The sequence below is a fragment of the Nitrospirota bacterium genome (assembly GCA_016207905.1).
GTDB lineage: Bacteria > Nitrospirota > Thermodesulfovibrionia > Thermodesulfovibrionales > JdFR-86 > JACQZC01.
Genome location: JACQZC010000077.1, coordinates 1 through 22,667, shown reverse-complemented (window position 1 = coordinate 22,667; position 22,667 = coordinate 1). Strand labels below are relative to the sequence as shown.

At 43.6% G+C, this 22,667-nt stretch carries 24 protein-coding genes and 2 tRNA genes; 19 read left to right on the top strand and 7 right to left on the bottom strand.

The genetic code is table 11. The features are described from left to right. From HY805_09445 to HY805_09380, 14 genes are all read left to right on the top strand, one after another. Window positions 1-379: adhesin (locus HY805_09445; protein ID MBI4824432.1), on the top strand; the 379-nt coding region annotated here is incomplete at its 5' end. A gap of 9 nt (window positions 380-388) precedes the next feature. Then, complete coding sequence (locus HY805_09440; GenBank protein ID MBI4824431.1) at window positions 389-880, top strand: hypothetical protein; 492 nt, start codon at window positions 389-391, stop codon at window positions 878-880. Window positions 881-905: 25 nt separating this feature from the next. Next, window positions 906-1,694, top strand: a complete 789-nt coding sequence (locus HY805_09435) for a hypothetical protein (protein ID MBI4824430.1) — start codon at window positions 906-908, stop codon at window positions 1,692-1,694. Next, entirely contained in the window at window positions 1,685-2,350 is a 666-nt protein-coding gene (locus tag HY805_09430; protein MBI4824429.1) for a hypothetical protein, read from the top strand. Before HY805_09435 ends, HY805_09430 begins: the two co-directional genes overlap by 10 nt. A 232-nt stretch (window positions 2,351-2,582) precedes the next feature. Beyond that, on the top strand, window positions 2,583-3,758 hold the full coding sequence (locus tag HY805_09425; GenBank protein ID MBI4824428.1) for a hypothetical protein: 1,176 nt from the start codon (window positions 2,583-2,585) through the stop codon (window positions 3,756-3,758). Window positions 3,759-3,805: 47 nt separating this feature from the next. Then, entirely contained in the window at window positions 3,806-5,020 is a 1,215-nt protein-coding gene (locus HY805_09420) for an S-layer homology domain-containing protein (protein ID MBI4824427.1), read from the top strand. Between the two features lie 13 nt (window positions 5,021-5,033). After that, the gene (locus HY805_09415; protein ID MBI4824426.1) at window positions 5,034-5,957 is read left to right on the top strand and encodes a hypothetical protein; all 924 of its coding nucleotides are present in this window, start codon (window positions 5,034-5,036) and stop codon (window positions 5,955-5,957) included. Between the two features lie 59 nt (window positions 5,958-6,016). Beyond that, window positions 6,017-6,937 carry a hypothetical protein gene (locus HY805_09410; protein ID MBI4824425.1) on the top strand — a complete coding sequence of 307 codons (921 nt, stop codon included), beginning with the start codon at window positions 6,017-6,019 and terminating at the stop codon, window positions 6,935-6,937. 46 nt (window positions 6,938-6,983) lie between these two features. After that, complete coding sequence (locus tag HY805_09405) at window positions 6,984-8,639, top strand: transglutaminase family protein (protein MBI4824424.1); 1,656 nt, start codon at window positions 6,984-6,986, stop codon at window positions 8,637-8,639. Then, on the top strand, window positions 8,636-9,088 hold the full coding sequence (locus tag HY805_09400) for a hypothetical protein (protein ID MBI4824423.1): 453 nt from the start codon (window positions 8,636-8,638) through the stop codon (window positions 9,086-9,088). The genes HY805_09405 and HY805_09400 overlap by 4 nt, the downstream gene beginning before the upstream one ends. A 39-nt stretch (window positions 9,089-9,127) precedes the next feature. Further along, a complete protein-coding gene (locus HY805_09395; protein ID MBI4824422.1) occupies window positions 9,128-10,168 on the top strand; it encodes a FecR domain-containing protein in 1,041 nt (346 codons plus the stop codon). Then, window positions 10,165-12,279 (top strand): adenylate/guanylate cyclase domain-containing protein, encoded by a 2,115-nt coding sequence (locus HY805_09390; GenBank protein ID MBI4824421.1) that lies wholly within the window; start codon window positions 10,165-10,167, stop codon window positions 12,277-12,279. Before HY805_09395 ends, HY805_09390 begins: the two co-directional genes overlap by 4 nt. A 77-nt stretch (window positions 12,280-12,356) precedes the next feature. Further along, window positions 12,357-13,265, top strand: a complete 909-nt coding sequence (locus HY805_09385; GenBank protein ID MBI4824420.1) for a hypothetical protein — start codon at window positions 12,357-12,359, stop codon at window positions 13,263-13,265. Window positions 13,266-13,548: 283 nt separating this feature from the next. Then, window positions 13,549-13,622 (top strand) — tRNA-Arg (locus HY805_09380). A gap of 1 nt (window position 13,623) precedes the next feature. Here HY805_09380 and HY805_09375 read toward each other — a convergent pair. The 5 genes from HY805_09375 to HY805_09355 are packed head-to-tail and all read right to left on the bottom strand — an operon-like array spanning window position 13,624 to window position 17,443. Continuing rightward, a complete protein-coding gene (locus HY805_09375; protein ID MBI4824419.1) occupies window positions 13,624-13,965 on the bottom strand; it encodes a carboxypeptidase regulatory-like domain-containing protein in 342 nt (113 codons plus the stop codon). 4 nt (window positions 13,966-13,969) lie between these two features. Then, window positions 13,970-14,632, bottom strand: a complete 663-nt coding sequence (locus HY805_09370) for a DUF3047 domain-containing protein (protein ID MBI4824418.1) — start codon at window positions 14,630-14,632, stop codon at window positions 13,970-13,972. Further along, the gene (acpS, locus tag HY805_09365; protein MBI4824417.1) at window positions 14,632-15,003 is read right to left on the bottom strand and encodes a holo-ACP synthase; all 372 of its coding nucleotides are present in this window, start codon (window positions 15,001-15,003) and stop codon (window positions 14,632-14,634) included. Before acpS ends, HY805_09370 begins: the two co-directional genes overlap by 1 nt. Next, on the bottom strand, window positions 15,000-15,722 hold the full coding sequence (locus HY805_09360; protein MBI4824416.1) for a pyridoxine 5'-phosphate synthase: 723 nt from the start codon (window positions 15,720-15,722) through the stop codon (window positions 15,000-15,002). Before HY805_09360 ends, acpS begins: the two co-directional genes overlap by 4 nt. A 14-nt stretch (window positions 15,723-15,736) precedes the next feature. Next, window positions 15,737-17,443 (bottom strand): adenosylcobalamin-dependent ribonucleoside-diphosphate reductase, encoded by a 1,707-nt coding sequence (locus tag HY805_09355; GenBank protein ID MBI4824415.1) that lies wholly within the window; start codon window positions 17,441-17,443, stop codon window positions 15,737-15,739. Window positions 17,444-17,549: 106 nt separating this feature from the next. Between HY805_09355 and HY805_09350 the strand changes: the two genes are divergently transcribed. Together HY805_09350 and HY805_09345 are read left to right on the top strand one after the other, a co-directional pair. After that, window positions 17,550-17,912 (top strand): cytochrome c3 family protein, encoded by a 363-nt coding sequence (locus HY805_09350; protein MBI4824414.1) that lies wholly within the window; start codon window positions 17,550-17,552, stop codon window positions 17,910-17,912. 1 nt (window position 17,913) lies between these two features. Next, window positions 17,914-17,986 (top strand) — tRNA-Ala (locus tag HY805_09345). On the opposite strand, the gene HY805_09340 is transcribed toward HY805_09345, so the two are convergent. Beyond that, the gene (locus HY805_09340; protein ID MBI4824413.1) at window positions 17,987-18,364 is read right to left on the bottom strand and encodes a hypothetical protein; all 378 of its coding nucleotides are present in this window, start codon (window positions 18,362-18,364) and stop codon (window positions 17,987-17,989) included. Between the two features lie 135 nt (window positions 18,365-18,499). Between HY805_09340 and HY805_09335 the strand changes: the two genes are divergently transcribed. The 3 genes from HY805_09335 to HY805_09325 are packed head-to-tail and all read left to right on the top strand — an operon-like array spanning window position 18,500 to window position 22,002. Continuing rightward, window positions 18,500-19,729, top strand: coding sequence for a DUF1015 domain-containing protein (locus HY805_09335; GenBank protein MBI4824412.1), 1,230 nt, complete (start codon window positions 18,500-18,502; stop codon window positions 19,727-19,729). Window positions 19,730-19,740: 11 nt separating this feature from the next. Further along, on the top strand, window positions 19,741-20,745 hold the full coding sequence (gene gap / locus HY805_09330) for a type I glyceraldehyde-3-phosphate dehydrogenase (GenBank protein ID MBI4824411.1): 1,005 nt from the start codon (window positions 19,741-19,743) through the stop codon (window positions 20,743-20,745). A gap of 3 nt (window positions 20,746-20,748) precedes the next feature. Continuing rightward, window positions 20,749-22,002, top strand: coding sequence for a phosphoglycerate kinase (locus HY805_09325; GenBank protein MBI4824410.1), 1,254 nt, complete (start codon window positions 20,749-20,751; stop codon window positions 22,000-22,002). Here HY805_09325 and speD read toward each other — a convergent pair. Continuing rightward, window positions 21,995-22,402, bottom strand: a complete 408-nt coding sequence (gene speD / locus HY805_09320) for an adenosylmethionine decarboxylase (GenBank protein MBI4824409.1) — start codon at window positions 22,400-22,402, stop codon at window positions 21,995-21,997. The genes HY805_09325 and speD overlap by 8 nt on opposite strands. Window positions 22,403-22,667 lie beyond the last annotated feature (265 nt).

The following is a 22,667-nucleotide window of genomic DNA, read 5'->3' as shown; positions in this document are numbered from 1 at the left end:
TCCAACAGTAGTAGTCATAGACAGTCAAGGCAATAGCTATTGGGATGTGATTGCAATCACTGTGCTTTCAAAGGCAGAGATGGATGCTTTGCTTAAAGGGAAGTGGGAGGGGATGAGGAGTGAGTTGGCAGAAGGGGATGTAGAAGGGGCGATGGGATATTTCCTTAGTTCATCGCAGGAAAGATACCGCTATCTATTCACAACTCTTTTGAATTTGCTTCCTGAGATTGCATCTAATATGCAGAATATAGAAATGATTTTGGTAGAAGGAGATATAGCAGAGTATAGGATTAAAAGAATGGAAGATGTTGGAGAGGTAACATACTACATATATTTTGTGCGAGATGAAAATGGGTTATGGAAGGTACAGCAGTTTTAAGGTAAGTTGATGGAAAAGCCAAGTGGAAAGATTAAAAAGTTTTTTAAAGGTGTGTGTATGGTTTTAAGTGTTGTGGTTGTATTGTTTTTTATTGCCACATCTGCTATCACTCATAAATACAAGCCTTATTATGGAAAGGTAATAGATAAAGAGACAAAAGAGCCTCTTGAAGGAGCGGCTGTGTTAATAGTTTACAAGACTGAGCACTATAATCTTGCAGGAGGTATAACCTATTTTGCAGATGCACAGGAGACATTGACAGACAAGAATGGAGGGTTCAGGATACCTGCAAACAGGATATTTACATTCAGACCTTTAAGTGGATGGGAGAGGTATCCCAGTGTGAGGATATTCAAACCTGGCTATGGCTGTTACCCTGAGCATAAAGATGTAAACCCTGTATTTGAATATGGCTCTTTGCCAGCTAATTATTTCGTGACTATCGAATTGCCGAATGTGAGGACAAGAGAGGAGAGGCCTTGGCATTCTTACAAAGTTTAAAAATAAGACCATAGAAGACTTAATTATGGACGGGGCCAGAGAAGAGGACTCTCCCTTCAACCGTTCCTTCAATCACTTCCATGATCCGACTAATGCGTGGGATAAGGCAGGACTTAATGACTCCAGTTTAGGCATGTCATCTTTACTATTTGCTCAAAACCAGTGGTGGCTTGAGCCTATCGGGAACTGGTCATGGCAGAAGGCAAGGGAATACTATTATCAGGCTTTAACAGCTACAGACAAAACTACCAGAGAGCAAAACTTTGCAAATACTTTTAGGGCGTTAGGTCAGATTATGCATTTAATCGCAGATTCCTCAGTTCCAGCACATACGAGGAATGATATTCATGTCTTCCCGCTTGAGTTAGGTGGTATCACCATCGGAACTCGGACATACGAAAGCTGGGCAAAGAAAAACTACCGTGCATTAAATTATTTGGCCATCAAAGTTGACTCCTCTATTTTCAAGCAAGCTGTCTCTGACCCTTCTGCACCAGTTACAATATCTGCATTGTGGGACCAGAATAAATACAATGGTCAAAATCCTGAGGCTACATGGTCAACAGACCCATCTATTTCAACTTATGGCATTTCTGAATATACCAATGCCAACTTCTTTAGCGAAGATACAATATTCAAGAATTATCCACATCCTACAAAAGAAAATACGACTGCCAAGCTTGTGGAGCAGTATGCTAAAGATGGGAAATTAGATAGGGTTTGGTATATTCAGGGTTATACCTCTCTGCAGTTGGCGGCTTATTCGTATCTCTGGAACTATGATAGCCTCATTCCTAAAAAAGAATGGCTCTAGAGAGTGTTTCATTTCAGCCACCCTCTACACCAGAGCCTAAGACCGAGGGAGAATACATCCTCGTATTTAGTGGGACTATGGGAGAAGAACAGGGTGCTATAGTAGGAAAGAGAGTATTAGTTGGTTGTGAGCCTACCATTACCATAGTAAACGAGGATGGAACCCAAGCAAAAGACACAATGCTGAGGAATCAAAGTAATGATTATAAGGTTACCGGATGCCTTGGCTCTGTGGAGTGGTCTGTCTCAGGCACAGGCGGGAGTATAACATCGGAAGGAGTGCTTACTGCAGGCTCAAGTGCGTGTGGGTCGTTAGGTATAACTGCAACCTGTCCTAAGTGTGGAACATCCGATACAAAGTATGTAAGGGTACCGGATGCGGGGCAGTGGGAACCTATTGGTGGGTGCTCGTGTGCTTTTTTTGGTGGCTACAGCTGTCAACCAGTGTGGTATTGTGACGCCTATATAGGAAAATACTTGTATCGCTCTTTTTGGCTTTGTTTTGAGTTGGTGTATTACAGTTGTATAAACAATTGTGAATTTGAATGCATAGTTGAGCCTTGCTGGTGGTCTGTTGGCTATACTATGTGTGATTCGAAGCGTGGTTATGGAGTAAGGCTATATAAGACTGAAAAATATGAATGGGTATGTCCATGAAAAATAGACAAATAGCCCAAATAATCAGCTTCCTGAGCGCCTATGCTCAAGATGACACAATTAGAGCTATATGATATTATTACCGAAGATGAGTTGGAGGACAGCAAAAATATGCAAAAACTTTTCGCCTTATGCGATAACGGTAAATTACCTGAAGTGAGGTTTTAAAGAATCATAAAGGCTTGCTTTGTGAGCCATAGAAAATTATAGAAAATTAAGGAAGGAGACTGCAATGAGAAGGTTTTTGTCGCTTATTATCTGTGTATCGTTTTTAGTATCATGTGTAACGATTCCAAAGATTGACCCTACGGCATTTCTTCCCGAGACCATAGCGAAAGAGAGTGTTCCCGATGTTTGTAAGAGGGTATATGAAACCGCAATCCCCCGTGTTGCAATCGTCAATTTCCAGAACAACACGACATTTGACTATGCAAGTACGGTTCAGTCAAATGTCAGGGGCAGAGGTCAGAGTGCTACGGCAGGCGGTGTAGCAGCTGGTCAGGGTGGTGTTGTGTGGGGAGCCGCTCAAGCGTCACAGTTTGAGGCAGAATCCCAGAGCATACAGAGGGAGATAAATGCAAAGCTCTCTGAAAGCATAGAAGAAGGAGTCGTAGACGAGATAGTAAATCTTGGTGGAGCAAGGATATACAGCAGAGCCGATATGCAGAAGGTCATGGAGGAGCAGAAGTTTCAGCAGTCTGGATTAGCGGATGACACCACACTTACGAAATTAGGCAAGCTTGCAGGAGTCGAATACATAATAACAGGTGCTGTGAACAATGTTAACCTCTCCTATATAGACCTGACACAGACCAAGAAGCAAACTCAGGATGTAGGTAAACAACTTGGTCTTGCAGGCATGCTTATAGGACTTGCGGCAACAGCAGGAATGGAATCTCAGGAGGGCTGGAATGTTTCCACAGAGGTGACAGTAAGGGTTATAGATGTAGAGACAGGCCAGATAGTCGTCTCCGAAAAGGTCACGGGCAAACATATAATAGGAAAAATCCCCTATCCAAACTACGATTCCATGATTGGCGGAATGAAGAAGGCGGCTTCCAAATCCCTTGGGGGTATAAGACCAAAACTTTCGAAATACTTCAGTCTCAAGGGCTATATATGGGAGGTAAGGACAAGCTCCGATGGAAAGCAAAAGATTGCAACGATAAATATAGGAGAGAGTCATGGACTGAAGCCCGGGGAACTGCTTTATGTGTATACCTTCAATGAGATGAAAGACCCGATGTCAGGTAAAACAACATGCAATAAGGTAAGACTTCCGCTTGAGCTTGTGGTGTCAAATCAGGTTGACACAGAGAATTCATGGGTGGTTATCAAGGGAGAGCCACCTGCCATAGCAAAGTTAAGGGTAGGACAGATAGTTGAAAGGGCACCTGTGAAAAAATAGTTGAAAGGGCACCTAATGAAAGGTGTGAAACGAAGGAGGTGTTTTCTATGAGAAGAAAGATATTGGTTTTATTACTGTTAGGTGTATTAGCCCTGTGCTTTGCCACAGGTTGTGAAAAGCCAATTGCAAGGTGCACAGCTCCAGAGGACAATCCAGAGCACCACTACCTGACAGGGATGAAGGCACTTGAAGATGGAAAGCTCGATGTGGCAAAGGAGAAATTCGACAGGTCGCTTTTCTGCGATGAGAAGTTCTCTCAGGCACAAAGCGGATTAGCCATAGTGGCAGCAGAGAAGGCAAAGGCTCAGGCAGATGCCGGCTTCAAAAGTGTTGAGGTTGAAAGGGCACTGGAGCATCTTAAGAAGGCAGAGAAGCTCTCAAAGAGCCCTGAGGATGAATTTAATTATCTTGTTGCGAAAATCAGGGTCTACACTGCTTTAAAGTTAGATAACTGGCTTTCAACTTCGGAGGATGCTTATAAAAATGCCCTTGACCTCACGGTGGACGAAAGAAGGCTCAGCTACTATCAGGGCACAGAGTCGGTACACTACTTTATGGGAGATGCCTATCTCGAGGCATTGGAGTTTCAGAAGGCAAGGGACAGGTATGCAGATGTCCTTAATGCAAAAAGAGAAGGCAAGTGGCATGAGAAGGCAGATAGGGCATGGAAGAAAACAGATAAGATTGTAAGGGCAATGGCTGGAATCACAGTAGGCGATGTCGGAAAGAGGATTGCCATAAAAGACTCTGTTACACGCGGGGATTTAGCCGCACTCCTTATTGACGAGATGAAGATAGATAAGGTTTTCGCAGGCAGAATCCCTGTTGAGTCCCAGATCAAAAAGCTCGAGGCAGAGTTTACCCCTGCCGATATACTCAACCATCAGTTTAAGGAGGAGATACTTACAATCCTTAAATGGAAGGTGAGGGGTCTTGAGCCTAAATACGATGAGACGACAAAGGCATATCTGTTTAAGCCAACAGACAGCGTAACCAGAGGGGAAATGGCATTTATCCTCGAAGATATCCTGATTAAGCTAACAGGGGACGAAAAATTAGCCACTGCATACTTTGGACAGGAAAACTCTCCTTTTCCAGATGTAAGGCCTACATCACCGCTTTACAATGCAGTCATGAATATGACTACCAGAGGGATTATGGAAGGAGAGCTTTCAGGAGAATTCAGGGTAACCGATGCACTTGATGGAGCAGAAGCCTTACTTGCCATAAGGGTGCTAAGGCAGAGGCTCAACATATACTAAAAAGGAGGATAATATGAGAAAAAAAGGCTTTGTTCTATTGCTCCTTCTGATAGTCGGGGTGGCAGGCTATACTTTTGCTCAGGAGGAAAAAGGGGCAATGATAGACGAGAGGTTTCTCAAGGCAAATGAGTGGCTGAACCAGAACAATCTATCTGTCACACCGTCTGCTGAAGATGCATTCGTGAACGACTACATATTAGTTTTTGCCGAAGGACTTCCATCTCCAACTGCAAAGTCTAAGGCGCAAAAGAGGCTTACTGCACAAAGGGCGGCTACTACTCTTGCAGACCGTCAGCTTGCCGAGTTCCTCGATGGGGTAGCAATCGTAGGAGACACCCTGGTTAAGGATGCAGAGCTACAGTATGATGTGGTAAGGGCCGCTGTTGCAGGTTTTGTAAAGGGTGCACAGGTGATTTATCAGGAATACAATGCCGATGAGGAATCAGCCATTGTAATGATGAAGGTTGGAATGACTGGTCCTCAGAGCTTTGGAAAGACCATGTATGAAAAGCTCTTAGGAGACCCTAATGTAAAGAAGACAGTAACAGGAGAGCCAAAGCCTTCATACAAGCCCGAACAGCCTGTAACACTGGATGCCACTTATGACGGGCTTATCATCGATGCAACTGGACAGGACTTCAGACCTGCCCTTATCAACAGGGTTTTTACGCCAAAAGGCGAGGTCCTTTATGACCCCTCAAAGATAAGTCAGAAGGTCCTTGTTGAGCAGGGATGTGGCGAATATACAAACACCGTTGACAAGGCAAAGGCCGCATTAGGCTCAAGAGGTGTGAAAAACCCCCTGATAGTTCAGGCATCTGCGTCTGTGACTGCATCTGACCTTCAGGTATCATCGGATGACTCTGCAAGGATATTTACAGCCAACCAAAAAGGAGGATTCCTTGCTGAGGCAAAGGTTGCATTTGTGCTGAAATAACATAGAAGGGAGGGAGAAATCTTTTTCTCCCTCCCAAAAAAATTAAAAGGGGTGCATGGATGCGTAAGATTATTTATATAATTACAGTAGCGGTATTGGCTTTTCTTCCATTAAATTATTCTTATGCCTATGAAGATGAGCTAAAAGACCTCTCACAGCTCATTGCAGACAATATGGGCAAGATAGGAAGGAAAAGGGTTGCTGTGGCGGATTTTGGAGACCTCAAAGGTAATGCTATGGCAGTTGGCAGTTTTCTATCGGATGAGCTTTCGACAAAGCTCAAAGGTATTGCCAATGGCTTTGAGGTTCTTGAAAGGTCAGAGTTTAAAAGTATACTAACACAACAGAAATTGTCGATATCCGTTCCTTATGAGTCGGCAGTAGTTAAAAAAATCGGCACTGAGGCAAAGGTCGGAGCTATCGTAATAGGGACCGTGGAGAATTTTGAAAAGGAAATCAGGGTATCCATCGACCTTATAAATACATACACGGGGAAGGTGATTGCCTCTAAGACAATAGACATTGCAAAGACAAAGAGAATCGTAGAGCTGATTCCGGTTTTAGAGACCGTTCCCACTAAAACCATAGGTGAGACAAAAGGGGTGCAGACAATCGCTTCTCAAAGAATCGAGGATTTTGTTTTTGAGTTCGAGGGCTGTGACCTGTCAAGACAGACAGTGACCTGCTCGGTAAATATTATAAATAAGGCACATGACAGAAGGCTTACACTTTTTGGTAGCTCAAGGATACTCGATAGCGAAGGAAACGAATATACCGCAAGGACAATCCAGCTTGGAGGAGAGGGAGGCTCTTATGCGGCAGTCAATACCCTTATCTTAGATGTTGCCATGAAGGCAACATTTAGCTCCGAAGAGGTCTTAAAGAAGATAAATCAGGTAGCTGTGCTTGAGCTTTCATTTAAGCTCGGTGAGAATCCCTTTAAGGTTCAGTTTCGGAATATCCCGTTAAGCATAAAGTAAATGAGGTGAATGAAAATATTTATGCCTTAAAAATAAGAGAGGAAAAATGTTAAAAAGACTGAAGACTCTCTTACTGATATGCCTCTTAATAGCTATTATATTTCCACTACATCCGAGCTTTGCCAAAACCCTTATACTCGATGGCAGGCTCAAAAGCACTATAAAAATGAATCAGCAGATAAACTTTAGCGTTCCCAAGAAGGTCGATAAATTGACATTCAGGTTTGCAGTCCCAGTCATATACTCAAACAAGGCAACATCCCAGTCCATAGAAGACCTTCAAATAAAATTCAGCCCCAACCCTACATCTATTAAAGAAGACACAGATGGATTTGGAAACACCTTTAGAAAGGTAGTGTGGGAAGGGCTCGAGCAGGATGTCTCTATCAAGGTATCGTTCAATGCGTCTTTGAACTCAGAGTTAACCACAATGGCAAGTGAGGCGGTATTTCCGATTAAAAACATTCAGGAGACAGAGGCGGTATTTCTTAAGCCAACATCGCAAGTTCAGAGTACCGATGAGGAGATTATAGCCCTTTCGAGGAAACTGACAGGCAATGCAGTCACAGAGTATGATGCAGTGGATGCAATCCTGAACTGGGTAGCGGACAATATAAAATACACTTACAACCCTCCTGAGTTCGATGCCTTATACACCCTGAGGACAGGCACTGGAAACTGTCAGAACTTTGCGCATCTTTCGATGTCACTTCTTAGGGCATCCGGGATACCATCGAGGATTGTGGGCGGAATCTCTCTCAAGAGGCAGTGGAAGGTTCCTGTTAGTGGAGGGTATCTTGTTCAGGATATGGGACAGGGCGGGCATGCATGGATTGAAATCTTTTTCCCTGACTTAGGATGGCTTTCGTATGACCCACAGCAGTCAAGACAATTTCTGTCCTCAAGGCATATAAAGCAGACACATGGACTGGATTCAAAGGATATTAACGATGGGTGGTCGGCATCTCCGTATCTGCCTCAATATAGCGAGAATATAGAGGCATCCTTCAGCAATGACGATATTAACATAAATCTCAATACAGAAAAAACTGCGCCTCTGGCATATATCCTGAGCAATAATCTTTTGGCAAAGACATCTGCCCAAAGACCATTACCTTTAGCCCTGATAGAGCCTGAGGTCAAGCCGCCTCCTGAGAAGGGCCCTGTTGAATTTGGAAATATGGAGTTTCCAAGCCTTGTCGAGCTTTATCAGGTAGTAGGAAACGAGGCAGTAAAGATACTGGACAAAGAGACCGCAGAGCATGTGACCTCGAGGTATGTATATGCACAGGCATTTGAGCTCAGAGGCACTATGGCACTTCAGGGAGTTTCTCTTGCCATGCACAAATTCGGAGGCGATGGCTCGCTTTTTGTGGATGTTGTAAAAGACGAAGGTGGAAAGCCAAGTCTTTCAGGACAGAGGTCTTTACCTGTTTTCCTGACTGACATAAAAGGCAGGCGTCAAGGATATTACTGGATAGATTTCTCATTCAGCAAACCAAACGAGCCTCTGCCAGTCCTTAATGAAGGTAGATACTGGCTCGTCCTCAGACACTCTGGCGAGGCAATCTTGAACTGGTTTTATATACCCGGCAATCCATATGGAGATGGAGACGACACAAGGTCCACTGTCAAGGGCTATAAGTGGGAGGACATTCTAAACTATGACTTTGTCTTTAAGGCAAAAGGGGTGGTGAAATGAAAAAATGGGTCTTATCCGTAGCATCGGTTTGTCTGATTGTTTTCCCTTCGGTTGTGTTTTCAGAAGGCATTATAAAAGAAAACCTCCCTAAACTGAGAGGTGTGATACAGATGTTTGCAGAAAGGTTGATGGAAGGAGCGGTTAGCTGTGGGCACTGCCATGAGGGAATGGAAAAAACCGAAAGGTCAGTAGTCATAGAAGGATTTAAAGACATTGAGGGAAATCTTACCAGAGAGTGTAAAGAGCTAACCGATGTATTTATAAGAGAGCTTGCAGATGCTGGGGGTCCTCTGTTGAGGGTAACTCAGGGTGTATCAGGAGATGTTGTTATAAGTGGCACACTCACCCCATTTAAAGGCAAAAAGAAATGGCAGTTGAAGATAAAGGCTGTCTCATCGAATACAAGCAGGGTCATAACGATTTACGAAGGGCTCTTAAGGACAAAGTAGGGTGAAACAAACGCAAAAAAAGTTTGAGGAGGTCGGATAATGAAACGGATAATATTGGCATTTACAATCATTTTGATTTACACAATCCCTGCATATAGCTCGGAGGTCGGCAAGATTACGGAGCTAAGCGGAATTGTCTCATACAGGGAGAAAAACAATATTCCCTATCAGACCGCTAAGAAGGGGATTTCCCTTCAGAGTGGCTATTGGGTAAAGACAGGCTCTGATGGATGGGCAGTGCTGACATTGATAGATGGAAGCAGGCTTACGCTTGCAAACAGCACGGAGATTGAGCTAACAGAGCTTGTGATTGCAAAGAACAAGAAGGACGGTGTGTTCACTGTTGCGCAGGGCAAACTCAGGGCATCTGTCACCAAGATTGCAGGCGAAAAAGTGGACTATAAGGTGAAAAGCCCCACTGCAGTTGCAGGGATAAAAGGCACCGAATTTATGATGATGACTCAGGGTGAGGCAAATGTGTTTTTTGGAAACGAGGGCGTTGCTGAGGTCTCAGGGGATGCAACCTCTCAAAAAGCCCTGAGTGCTGATACAATGGTTCAGAACACAAGGGGATATACGCCTTCAGACCCTGTGGACATCAAACCCGATACACCGCTTTATACCGCAAAAAAAGGGTTTGACAATATAACCTCTGCAACGCCTCCAAAGGACTGGGAGGAATCGAACAACCTGCCACATATAGTGGCAAGATGGAACATAAACTATGGCCATTATCTTGCCGACTCGGGAAAATACAATGATGCACTTTACATATTCCAGATAGCACTTGACCTTACCGATAAGGTTGATATAAGGGCAGATGCAAGGCTCGAAAGAGGTGCTGTTTATTCGAGGTTTCTCAGAAACTCCGAAGCCGCACTTTCGGAATATCTGCTTGTGCTCGAGGAATATCCAACTGCGCCCCAAAGGGAAACAGCCCTTTATCTTACAGGCATGACCCTTTTTGAGATGGGCTTTAAATCAGAGGCAAAGGAAAGACTTCTTCAGTATAAGAGGGAATTTCCGACTGGAAAACATATTAACAATGTGGATACCATCTTAGGCGTAATAGATAAATGAGGCGTTTCCTTATCTTCTTAGGCATAGGGGTTATATCAGCCGCTATTGCCTTATTCCTTTATAGCCAGAAGATAGATTTCTTAAGCAGTATAGACCTGAGGCTCAAGGATGCAAGGTTTAAACTAAGGCCCCCCGTTAAGCCAGACGGAAATGTCGTTATAGCCGCAATAGATTCAAAGAGCATAAATGAGCTTGGCAGATGGCCATGGAATAGAAGGGTTATTGCCGAGTTGATAGATAAGCTCAGGGCATACGGAGCAAAAACCATTGCCCTCGATATAGTGTTCTCGGAGCCATCGAATTTAGCCTCTGACAGGGTGCTTTCAGATTCCATGATGAAGGCAGGAAATGTAATTGCAGGGTATTTTTTCAGGCACGAGGAGACTAAAGCATCCGATGTCCTTCTGCCATCGAGGGTAAAGGTCATTAAGATAGCCGAAGGTGTAGAGGAGGTGCCTTTTGCCTCTTACCCTTATGCAGAAACCAATATACCTCTTATATCGGAAAGTGTCTTCAGCTCAGGGTTCTTTAATGTGATTCCTGATAGCGACGGAGTAATCAGGCTTTCGGAGCTATTAATGCTTTATGAGGGTGAGATATATCCCTCTTTGGCATTGGCTTCTCTCAAACACTATCTGGGAGGAGAGATTATCTTAGACATTGCTTCATATGGCTTAGACAGGCTTTTAGTAGGTAACAGGCTGATTCCTACCGATGAATCAGGAAGGCTCGCTCTGAATTATTACGGCAGGCAGGGTATCTTTAATACGGTCTCTTCGGTAGATATAATCGAGGGAAGGCTGATGCCGAATGCCCTAAAGGATGCATTGGTCTTTGTAGGGACTACGGAGATAGGGATTGCTGACCTGAGGGTAACCCCTGTTGATGCAACCCTTCCAGGCGTGGAGATTCATGCCACAGTGGCATCGTCTGTGCTACAAAGGGAATTCCTTATAAGGGACGGTAGGGTTATAGGGCTGGAGATGTTTTTTATCATATTCTCACCTATAATGCTTACCGTCCTTTTAAGTCTTTTTAGAAGGACTATAACTGCACTCCTTATTTTTCTTGGAGCAATAGGGCTTTATTCGGCATTAAACTTTGTGCTATTCAAAGAATATCTTTTAAATACATCCGTGATTTTCCCAATACTTTCGATAACATTGTCGTATTTAGGCTCAGAGGCTTATAGAAACCTCGTAGAGGAGCAGAAAACCCGATTCCTTAAAAAGGCATTTACAAACTATGTCTCTCCTGAATTAGTAAGCCAGATAATGAAAAACCCCGATATTCTTAAGCTCGGAGGTGAAAAAAGAAAGATAACTGTTCTTTTCTCTGATATAAGGGGCTTTACAACCATCTCAGAGAAGCTCTCTCCAGAAAACCTTGTCCTTTTGCTTAACCACTATCTTGGGCCAATGACCCAGCTTGTGCTTAAGCATAAAGGGATGCTGGATAAATACATAGGAGATGCCATAATGGCAGTGTATAATGCGCCGCTTGACATTGCCGAGCACTCTGTCGTGGCATGTAAAACAGGTATAGAGATGATAGAGAAACTTAAGGAAGTCAACGATGAATTCAGGCAGAAAGGTTTTATGGAAATAGACATAGGCATTGGCATAAACACAGGAGATGCAATCGTTGGAAACATGGGCACTGATGTAAGATTCGACTACACTGCGATAGGCGATACGGTTAACCTTTCATCGAGGCTCGAAGGCTTAAACAAGATGTATGGGACACACATACTGGTAACCGAATTTACGGTTGAACATATGAATACATTAGATGAAAGTAAGATAACAGGACTCTCCGAGCTAAAGGCAGGTCTCAGGGAGCTTGACCTTATAAAGGTAAAAGGGAAGGATAAGCCTGTTACTATATACGAGCTTTTAAGGAATCCGGATAAGGCATTAATAGAAAGGTTTGGTGAGGCATTAGGGCTTTACAGGCATCAGGATTTTGAAAAGGCAAAGTCTTTATTCGATTCCCTCTATAGTAAATATGGCGATAAGCCATCTTCTGTTTTCTCAGCGAGGTGTGTTGAGTTTATTAAAACCCCACCTTCATCTGATTGGGATGGTGTCTATGTGGCAATGACAAAATGATGCAGATGAGTTGTTGACTTAGCATATTTTTTGCTATAATGATTTAGTATGGACATCAGGGGGTGGCTATGAAGGATATGATGATTGGTATTATGAGAAACAGAGGAAATGTAATTATAACCGTTGTGGCTATCATAGCAGGTATTTTTATCGGACTTATAATACATAGCTCAAGGTTTGATGCAGAGGCAGTCATAGGAGGCATTGGAAATCTTGGCACAGACCCTAATAACAAGCATAATCTTTCAAATACAGGCCTTGGCAATATAGTGGCAGTTTCAGAGACTCAAATCTGCATATTCTGCCACACCCCACACTCTGCAACTACTGACGCAACACTTATAAACGGCCCTCTCTGGAACCACAGGCTTTCAAGCGCCACATATGGGTTTACCAATCAGAAGTCTTTTGTCATAAATGCTACTACAATGCCAAGCAGGGCAGTTGATGGAGCCTCAAAGATGTGTATGAGCTGTCATGACGGAACAGTAGGGATAGGAAGGGTTTATAGCAGAACCACACGGATTGAGATGAAAACGACAGGCACATGTCTTGACACAAACGAGCAGAGCATGACAAATGCATGTTCGGGTTTTTTAGGAACAAACCCAAGCCACCATATATATTCTGTTCCAATGAATGACCAGCTTATAGCTGAGTCAATAGCCAACTGCACGTTAACGGAAAAGTTTAGGATTAAATACCCGTGGCAGACCGTGGGTGATGCCCTTGCAAATCCGGATGTGCTTTTAAGACCTACTAAACAAAAATTTAGAGACCTTCCGGGTATAGCCAGAGGTAAAGACGAATCCCCTGTAGGCAGGTATAAGACAGGATATAACTATGGGGTTCAGTGCTCTTCATGCCATGACCCACACCTTTACTTTGAAAACGGGGGTGTTTCCTGTAAATTCCTCGTTAGTAGTGGCTGCAATAGCGCTCCGGATAAGATCTGCAATGCTTGCCACACACTTACTTGTCCATAAAAACTGTCGGAGCAATCCCATAGGTTGCCGATAGAAAATGTCATTGAGGGCACCCTTCGACCCTTCGACCTTTCGACCCTTCGACAAGCTCAGGGTGCTCGCAATGACCCACAGTTTTGTCATTCCCGCTCGTCGGGAATCGTTCCGACTTGTTCGGAATCGAAAGAAAGATTCTGGACAAGCCAGAATGACACATAAAGAATCTCTATGGGCATTTGGCTACGGATTACGGACAGGGATTATCATATAAGGCAGTTTCCGATTTGTTGTATAATATCATTTAGCCCCCTTAGCTCAGCAGGATAGAGCACAGGTTTCCTAAACCTGGTGTCGGGTGTTCGAGCCACCCAGGGGGCGCTTATTTTTCCTTTGGCGAAGTTACAGCCTTTATATCCATCGTTACATCCTCTTTAAGATTTAGCATTATCTGGTCAAAGGTATAACCTCTCTTGGATGCCTGCACTATATACCTTCCTGAGACAAGACCCTTAAAAACGAATTCCCCTTTAGAGTCTGTTACAGCTGATTTTTTAATCTCTGCACCTGAGATAACTACATTTATACCTGAGATAGGATAGCCTCTTTTGTCTTTTACTTTTCCTTTAATCGAGAATGTCTTTTCCTGTCCAATAGCCAATGCAGTTACCATGAATAAGGCAAGGAAAGCTACTGCAAGGATTATACCCTTTGACTGTCTCATGTTTTTAGTCCTTTGTTTTCCTAAATAGCATTTTTCCGAAATAGCTCTCAGCAGTGCTTCTTGTGTGCTGTGAATTAATCTGCACCCTTATGCCTTCGATAGGAGGCGGTTCTTCCCCAAAGAGTCTGTTGAAGTCCTCATACACATTTCTTGTGATGGTAACCCATTGTCCAAGCTCCTGAGTGCCTGACTTTAGCGTAAGGACTTTGATTTGAAGACTTATAGGCCATGGGACAGACTCCTCTGACACTGTGCCTTGAGGCGCAGTTGTATCCCATATATAACTCAATATCTTTCCTTCCTCAAATGCAATCATGGTCTGAAGTGCCTGGTCATTTGTCTTGCCCTTTCTCACATCTCCTCCATCGGGAAGCTTGACTACCTTCCACCTGAATGTGAGATACGGATACTCCTTCAGGTTTATTTTTATGTCTTTTTGAAGAGAGAAAGAGGAAACGACGCTTTTCATGAAAATGACCTTTTCTTCACCCTCTGTAAGGACTTTAAAGTCTGCCTTGCCTTTTTTCTCCTTAAGCTCCCAGCCAGAAGGCACGCCTTTAGGGTCAGGATTACCATCGAAACCAATGACTATCGTCTGCTCCCCAAAACTATCTGTGGATAAAAAAACAGCAATAAGCACAAACGCTATCTTAACGATTTTTTCCATTATCCCTCTACTATAACACATGCAACGCCATATTCCTTCTCGTGGCTTAAACTGAGATGGGCATTCCGAATGCCTTTTTCATCGAAGAATCTCTTTAGTTTTCCGCTTATCTTCAAAGAAGGCTTTCCACCCGTTAGATTCACTACCTCTATATCCTTTGGCGAAACAGGCATCTCAAAGCCTATTGCCTTTATAAGGGCTTCTTTAGCGGCAAACCTTACTGCAAGCGAAAGATATGGGTCTTTCTTTTCATATGAGTAGGCTATCTCAGAGTCTGTATAGACCTTCTCCAGAAACCTCCTGTCCCATTTTTCGACAACCTCTTTTAGTCTCTGAATCTTTACGAGGTCTATGCCAATGCCGTATATCATCTTACAGTGCTTTCTATCAGAGCCTTCATCTCTCTTACAGCCCTTTCTATTCCAACTAAAACAGCCCTCGAAACGATGCTATGTCCTATATATAGTCCTCTTAGTCCTTCTATCTCAGCCACCTTTCCGACATTAAAATAATTCAGTCCATGTCCTGCATTTACAGTGAGCCCTATGTCCTTTGCAAAGCTCACTGCTACATAGAGCCTTTTTAGCTCTTTTTCTTTCTGCCTGCCCTTTGCATTCGCATACATACCCGTGTGTATTTCAATCATCTCTGCACCAGTTGCCTTTGCAAGCTCCACATCCTTTTTATCGGGGTTTATGAAAAGGCTTACAGGTATATCTTCACCCTGAAGGGTTTTTACTGCCCTTGTCGTTGAAGCGATTTGTCTTTTAAGGTCAAGCCCGCCCTCTGTTGTAAGCTCCTGTCTTTTCTCTGGGACTAATGTAACCATATCAGGCTTACTCTTCAGGGCTATATCAATCATCTCCTTTGTGCCTGCCATCTCTAAGTTAAGCTCATTTGGCACAAACTCCATTAGGAGTCTGAGGTCCCTGTCATTTATATGTCTTCTGTCTTCTCTTAGATGAACTGTGATTCCGTCTGCACCGCCTAAGATTGCCAGCGTTACTGCCATTAAAGGCTCTGGCTCTATGCCTCCTCTTGCCTGCCTTAATGTTGCTACATGGTCGATATTGACTCCAAGAATCATTATTCCCTCCGTTATATTTAATCCACTTCCGAGTATTTAATGAGTGTGCCTTTTTTTTCAGTGCCATATCTGAATATAGTGATGCCTTTACAGCCCTTGTCATATGCTAAGAGATATGCCTTTGCCACATCCTCTTTTTTTGCCTTGTGAGGCATATTGATGGTTTTTGAAACTGCATTGTCAGTGTATTGCTGAAAGACTGCCTGCATCTCTATATGGTCTTCAGGAGGAATCTCATGGGCTGTCTTAAAAAGCCTTTTTACATCCAAAGGAACATCCTTTATACCCCTTAGGTGTCCGCTTTTTATGACCTTCTGCCTTAGGTCATCCGAATAAAACCCCTTTTCTTTTGCCATTTCAAAGAAATATTTATTAACCTCGTAAAGCTCTGTGTCTAATATCAGTCTTTTGAAGGACAGTGCAAACAGGGGCTCTATGCCTGATGAGCAATCTGCTATTAAAGACAGCGTGCCTGTTGGTGCAATGGTCGTAAGTGTGGCATTTCTTAGTCTTGGCATTCCCTCCTTATCATAAATAGAGCCTTTAAAGTTAGGAAATACACCTCTTTTCTGAGCAAGTTGGGACGATGATGTCCATGCAGCATCCCTGATGAATCTCATAAGCTCCCCTGCAATACGGAATGCCTTTTTGCCGTTATACTGGATGCCCATGAGTATGAGCATATCAGCCCAGCCCATAAGGCCAAGCCCTATTTTTCTATTGCCTTTGTGCATTGCCTCTATAGAGGCAATTGGATATTTATTGACATCTATGGAGTCATCGAGGAACCTTACCGAGGTCACAATGTCATATCTAAGGGAATCATAATTAATCTTTTTATCGGTAGTTACATATCTTGAGACATTCAGGGAGCCCAAGATACATGCCTCATATGGAAGAAGTGGCTGTTCTCCGCAGGGGTTTGTGCTTTCTATCTGTCCGATATGCGGGGTTGGGTTTGTCCTGTTGACCCTGTCTATGAAGACGATCCCCGGGTCTCCTGTTTCCCATGCGCTTTTCACTATCTCACCGAATACCTCTTTTGCATTTAGTTTTCCTATGGTTGTTTTACCTCTGGGGTTTATAATCTCGTATTCTTTATCCTGTTTGACTGCCTCTATGAATGCATCTGTTACTGCAACGGATATATTGAAGTTCGTCAGTTCTGCGCCTGCCCTTTTTACCTTTATAAAGTCTATTATGTCGGGGTGGTCAACCCTGAGTATTCCCATATTAGCGCCTCTTCTTGCACCACCTTGCTTTATGACCTCGGTTGCAGTGTTATAAATCTTCATGAAAGAAACAGGGCCACTCGCAATGCCTCCTGTTGAGCGGACAATATCGGCACGAGGCCTGAGCCTCGAAAACGAAAACCCTGTTCCGCCTCCGCTTTGAAGTATCAATGCGGCATTTTTAAGCGTGTCAAAGATGCTCTGCATCGAGTCTTCCACTGGAAGCACAAAACATGCGGCAAGCTGTCCAATGTCTTTTCCTGCATTCATGAGGGTAGGGGAGTTGGGAAGAAACCTCAGGTCTGACATTATCTCATAGAATCTACCTTGCCAGTATGATGGCTCCTCGCCATCGTAAAGCCTTTCGGCACTTGCTATTGTGCCTGCTACCCTCTGAAACATCTCCTCAGGGGTCTCGATGACATGTCCTTTTTCGTCCTTAAGAAGATACCTTGCATTAAGGACTTTTAATGCGTTTTCAGTCAAGTTCATGTTGAAATTATACCAGAACAAGCATGGCTGTGTGAACTTACATAGTTATTGACTTTAAAAAGTGTTATACTTAAGTCAAGATGTCAAAATATTTAAGGGTGCTCGTATGAAGGTTCTTAAAGCAGGTCTGATTATGATTTTTCTTTGTGGATGGTTTGTCTTTTCAGAGGGGCAGGACATCCCTGAAATAAAGAAAGACTGTGCAATATGTCATGTATCCCATAAAATGGGTGACAAGATACTTCTTAATGCACCTCTTTCTGAGCTCTGTTTAGGTTGTCATCCAGATAGATTAGCTCCCAATGAGCATGAGGTGGATGTACTGCCAACAATGCCGGTAAGCAATCTGCCTCTTCAGGATGGCAAGATGACATGCATTACATGCCATGACCCTCACGGAAAAACAGGCTTTCCTGCTATGCTCAGGGCAAAACCCAGCCGTATATGCTCTTACTGTCATAAGATGTAAAGGGCGGTTAGCTCAGTTGGGAGAGCGCCAGAATCGCACTCTGGAGGTCAGGGGTTCAAATCCCCTACCGTCCACTATCTGCATAAAAGTTCGAACAATATCGCTGAGGCTGATTCTTCGTCAATGAGTTCCCATTCGAGAGGCGACTCTTGCTCTATTGTTTTTCCATCCGCAGTATGTGTTATGGAATATAGTATGCGGAATTCCTTAAATTCACAGTTGATTTCTATTAAATCTGTCTTCTCTTGGCTTTCTGTAATTATTTTCCCCATCGCCTGAACAATATCTTTGGAGGGACGGACTACGCTTTTTGTATCGTAGTAGTAAGACTCTGTATTGGTCTCATCTATTAATTCCCAGTTCTCCTCATTTTGTGCGGAATAAGCCTGAATCCTAAACGGTCCAACAATACCAATAGATATAAAAAGTATTAATAGTTTGGCTTTTAGCATTCCTTTAGGTTTAAGCCTTACACCCCCTATTAAAAATACCTGAGAGATGCGATAATTTCAAGTCTCTGTAGTCGTTGACCCTTTCTTTAAACCATGCTAAGATATGGGTTATAAAACCAGCAAGAAGGTTTAGAGATGGCAGAAGTCATTCCATTTAAAGGGATTTTTTATAACACTGAGACAGTTTCGGCAGATGATGTTACTGCTCCGCCGTATGATATTATTACGTCTGTCTTGCGGGAAGAGCTTTATAAAAAAAGTCCATATAATATCGTAAGGGTAGATTCAGGAAAAGACCTCGAGAAAGACACTGAGACGGATAACAAATATACAAGGGCAAAGACATATCTCAGGCAATGGCTCGAGGAGGGGATATTGAAAAGGAGCGAAACTCCATGCTTTTATGCCTATGAGATGCTTTATACGGTGAGGTCTGTGCAAAAGAGACTTACGGGTTTTTATGGTCTTGTAAGGCTTGAGGAATTAGGTAAAGGCATATATCCTCATGAATGCACGCACTCAAAGCCAAAACATGACAGATTGGCTCTGCTTAAAGAAAGTTCTGCCAACACAAGCCCGATATTTGCACTTTACAGAAGCCCTGAAAAAAAGGCATCTTCTGTTTTAGACAGGGCAATAAAGGAACAAAAGCCTTATATGGAGGCAAAGGATATGGATGGTGCAGTTCACAGGCTCTGGTTTATCTCGGATACCTCCTCGATTAATGCCATAAAGGCTGACCTCGAGGATAAGGCGGTTTTTATAGCAGATGGACACCACAGATATGAGACTGCACTTGAGTATCAAAAGTCCATGCATGGAGCAAAAGGGGATGAGCCATTCAACTATGTCCTCATGTTCCTTGCAAACATCGCAGAGGATGGCTTAACCATCCTGCCTGCACACAGACTGATAAATGTAAGCGGGGATATAATAAAAAAACTTTCGGGTTATTTTTCCATAGAGGAACTGCCTTCTGATGCCGATATATCCAATACCATAAGCGGACAGAAACATACATTTGGGCTTTCCATTAAGGGAAATAGGTATATCCTGAGATACAGAGGTAATGACCTCAAGGACATCCAGCCTGTTTTAAGAAAGCTGGATGTTGTAATATTGGATGAGATGATACTGAAAAGACTTCTTAATGTCCCCAGCATCTCATACGAGATGGATGCAGGAAGGGCTCAGGCTGAGGTTGAAGGCGGAGGATATGCGGCTGCCTTTTTTCTTAATTCGACAACTGTTATGGAGGTTGAGGAGGTTGCGGTCTCTTTCCTTCGTATGCCTCCAAAGTCAACTTATTTCTACCCAAAGCTTCTTACAGGGTTTGTCATAAACAGTCTGAAAAATTCTTTATAGGAGGTCTTAATATGGCAATAAGGGTTGCAATTAATGGTTTTGGCAGAATAGGCAGAAACTTTCTAAGGGCATCGAGGGGTTATAAGGAGCTTGAGATAGTTGCCTTGAATGACCTTACAGATTCAAAGACCCTTGCCCATCTTCTAAAATACGATTCTGTGCATGGCATCTTTGTCGCAGATGTTAGGGCAGTAGATAGCGGAATCTCGGTTGACGGGAAGGAGATTAAGGTGCTGGCAGTCACAGAGCCTGAGAAACTTCCATGGAAGGACCTTCAGGTGGACATTGTGCTTGAATCCACAGGAAGGTTCACTGACAGGCAGGGCGCTGAAAAACACCTGAAGGCAGGTGCTAAATGGGTCATAATATCTGCTCCTGCAAAAGACCCGGATATTACTGTTTGTATGGGAGTTAACGAGGATATACTTGAGCCAGAAAGGCACAGGATTATCTCCAATGCATCGTGCACAACGAATTGTCTTGCGCCTGTTGCAAAGGTGCTTCACAGTAAATTCGGTATCCTGAGAGGACTGATGACTACAATACACTCATATACCAATGACCAAAAAATTCTTGACCTTCCGCATAAGGACCTGAGAAGGGCAAGGGCAGCCGCAATGAATATGATTCCAACCACAACAGGTGCGGCAAAGGCAGTTGGATTAGTACTGCCAGAGCTTAAGGGCAAGCTCGATGGAATGGCAATCAGGGTGCCAACCCCAAATGTCTCTGTCGTTGACCTCGTGGCAGAGCTTATGAGGGATGTCACTTCAGAGGAGATTAACAAGGCATTTAAGGAAGAAGGAGAGGGCAGGCTAAATGGAATACTCAAGTATACAGAAGACCCTGTTGTCTCAACGGACTTTAACGGAGACCCCCACTCGGCAATAGTGGATGGCACTGTTACAAAGGTTATCGGTGGCAGGATGGCAAAGGTTATTGCCTGGTATGACAATGAGTGGGGCTATAGTTCGAGGGTCAGGGACCTTATAGTATATCTTACAAAGAAAGGGTAAGCCATGGCTATAAAAAACAGAGAGTTTTATCAGGCAAAGGAGACTCTTAATAAACTCACGATAGAGGATATCGAGATAAAGGGCAAGAGGGTCTTCATAAGGGTTGACTTCAATGTCCCTCTGGATGACAAGCTGATGATTACCGATGACAGGAGAGTAAGGTCTTCTTTGCCTACGATAAACTATGCCATTGACGAAGGTGCAAAGATAATCCTTGCCTCGCATCTTGGAAGACCCAAAGGTAAACCGGAGCCAAGATTCAGCCTTGCCCCGGTTGCCAAAAGGCTTCAGAGACTGCTTAATAAGGAGGTCATGTTCGCCCCGGATTGCATAGGGCCTCAGGCAGAGGCAATTATACAGAAGATGCGGGCTGGAGATGTCGTTTTGCTCGAGAACCTAAGGTTTCACGAAGAGGAGGAGAAAAACGACGAGAACTTTGCAAAAGCACTTTCGGTATTTGCAGATTACTATGTTAACGATGCATTTGGCACAGCCCACAGAAAACATGCCTCTACAGTGGGAATACCTAAGTTTATTCCGGCAGTTGCGGGGTTTCTCCTTAAAAAGGAAGTGGAATACCTTCAGGGAGTAGTAAGCAGTCCTGTGAAGCCATTTGTGGCACTGCTTGGAGGCGCAAAGGTCTCAGGCAAGATAGGTGTGCTCGAGAACCTTTTAAATAAAGTGGATAAGGTAATTATTGGTGGAGGAATGGCATTTACCTTTATCAAGGCTATGGGCTACGAGGTGGGCGATTCTCTGGTTGAGCCCGAGATGCTTGAGCTTGCAGAAAAGATAAGGGTAACACTTATAAAAAACAGGGTGAAATTCTACCTGCCTGTGGACTGCGTTATATCCCAGAGCATCGAGCCTGGGGCAGAGACAAAGATAGTTACAACTCAAGAGATACCCCGTGGCTGGCGAGCACTGGATATAGGGCCTGCCTCGGCAAAGTTGTTCACAGAGGCTATTCAGGATGCAAAAACAATCATATGGAATGGACCCATGGGTGTCTTTGAGATAGATGCCTTTTCGAGGGGCACATTTGCCATAGCCCGTTCGGTGGCAGATGCATATGCTATGACAATCGTTGGAGGAGGTGACACAGACCTTGCTGTAACAAAGGCAGGTGTTTCAGATGCCATATCCTTTATATCGACAGGAGGTGGAGCATCCCTTCAGCTTCTTGAAGGAAAGGAACTTCCCGGCATTGCCGCACTTACCGATAGAGCAGAAAAAGGCAAAGAACCGCTCAAGTGACCATCTGGGGTTCCTCATCGGTAAACTTATGCGGTAGTTTACGGTTCTCCATGCTGAGTAGCCCTCTTTTCATCTCTACCACTGATGGGCTTTTGCACTGAAATCTTTTGATAAGGTAATCAGCTGCTATCTCGGGTTTTATCGTATCGCCGCATGTGAATATGTCTGCTGCTGCATATGAATACTCGGGCCATGTGTGGATGCTGATATGCGATTCTGCGATGACGACCATGCCGCTGACCCCAAATGGGCTGAATTCGTGGAAGGATACATCTATGATTGTTGCAGTGGCTTCTTTTGCGGCTGAGACTAATGCGTCTCTTACTTCGTCTAAATTTTTTAAGATCTCGGCATTACACTCTTTCAACTCAATTAAAAGATGGGTTCCTAAAGCATACAATTCTCTACCCCCCTTCAATTTAAGCTAAGCAGGCATACAGCCTGCTTTTGAACTAAGAAAATACTATAAAGCGGATGGTTTTGTCAAGAAATTTTGAAAGAAAAATTTTGGTTGCTGATTTTTTTATTTCCTACATTCAATCTCGAAGTGCAACAGATGCGACTTCAAGGGGCGTCTTGTAGCCCAGACATTTTCTGGGCCTTGTGTTAATTAATGATGCTACCATTGCCACCTGCTCATTGGTTATTTTACCGAAGTCCGTGCC

Excerpts from the sequence above, each read along its gene's own strand:
- HY805_09440 (MBI4824431.1), top strand. The coding sequence starts at position 389 with ATGGAAAAGCCAAGTGGAAAGATTAAAAAGTTTTTTAAAGGTGTGTGT.
- HY805_09435 (MBI4824430.1), top strand. The coding sequence starts at position 906 with ATGGACGGGGCCAGAGAAGAGGACTCTCCCTTCAACCGTTCCTTCAAT.
- HY805_09430 (MBI4824429.1), top strand. The coding sequence starts at position 1,685 with ATGGCTCTAGAGAGTGTTTCATTTCAGCCACCCTCTACACCAGAGCCT.
- HY805_09425 (MBI4824428.1), top strand. The coding sequence starts at position 2,583 with ATGAGAAGGTTTTTGTCGCTTATTATCTGTGTATCGTTTTTAGTATCA.
- HY805_09420 (MBI4824427.1), top strand. The coding sequence starts at position 3,806 with ATGAGAAGAAAGATATTGGTTTTATTACTGTTAGGTGTATTAGCCCTG.
- HY805_09415 (MBI4824426.1), top strand. The coding sequence starts at position 5,034 with ATGAGAAAAAAAGGCTTTGTTCTATTGCTCCTTCTGATAGTCGGGGTG.
- HY805_09410 (MBI4824425.1), top strand. The coding sequence starts at position 6,017 with ATGCGTAAGATTATTTATATAATTACAGTAGCGGTATTGGCTTTTCTT.
- HY805_09405 (MBI4824424.1), top strand. The coding sequence starts at position 6,984 with ATGTTAAAAAGACTGAAGACTCTCTTACTGATATGCCTCTTAATAGCT.
- HY805_09400 (MBI4824423.1), top strand. The coding sequence starts at position 8,636 with ATGAAAAAATGGGTCTTATCCGTAGCATCGGTTTGTCTGATTGTTTTC.
- HY805_09395 (MBI4824422.1), top strand. The coding sequence starts at position 9,128 with ATGAAACGGATAATATTGGCATTTACAATCATTTTGATTTACACAATC.
- HY805_09390 (MBI4824421.1), top strand. The coding sequence starts at position 10,165 with ATGAGGCGTTTCCTTATCTTCTTAGGCATAGGGGTTATATCAGCCGCT.
- HY805_09385 (MBI4824420.1), top strand. The coding sequence starts at position 12,357 with ATGATGATTGGTATTATGAGAAACAGAGGAAATGTAATTATAACCGTT.
- HY805_09375 (MBI4824419.1), bottom strand. The coding sequence starts at position 13,965 with ATGAGACAGTCAAAGGGTATAATCCTTGCAGTAGCTTTCCTTGCCTTA.
- HY805_09370 (MBI4824418.1), bottom strand. The coding sequence starts at position 14,632 with ATGGAAAAAATCGTTAAGATAGCGTTTGTGCTTATTGCTGTTTTTTTA.
- acpS (MBI4824417.1), bottom strand. The coding sequence starts at position 15,003 with ATGATATACGGCATTGGCATAGACCTCGTAAAGATTCAGAGACTAAAA.
- HY805_09355 (MBI4824415.1), bottom strand. The coding sequence starts at position 17,443 with ATGAACTTGACTGAAAACGCATTAAAAGTCCTTAATGCAAGGTATCTT.
- HY805_09350 (MBI4824414.1), top strand. The coding sequence starts at position 17,550 with ATGAAGGTTCTTAAAGCAGGTCTGATTATGATTTTTCTTTGTGGATGG.
- HY805_09340 (MBI4824413.1), bottom strand. The coding sequence starts at position 18,364 with ATGCTAAAAGCCAAACTATTAATACTTTTTATATCTATTGGTATTGTT.
- HY805_09335 (MBI4824412.1), top strand. The coding sequence starts at position 18,500 with ATGGCAGAAGTCATTCCATTTAAAGGGATTTTTTATAACACTGAGACA.
- gap (MBI4824411.1), top strand. The coding sequence starts at position 19,741 with ATGGCAATAAGGGTTGCAATTAATGGTTTTGGCAGAATAGGCAGAAAC.
- HY805_09325 (MBI4824410.1), top strand. The coding sequence starts at position 20,749 with ATGGCTATAAAAAACAGAGAGTTTTATCAGGCAAAGGAGACTCTTAAT.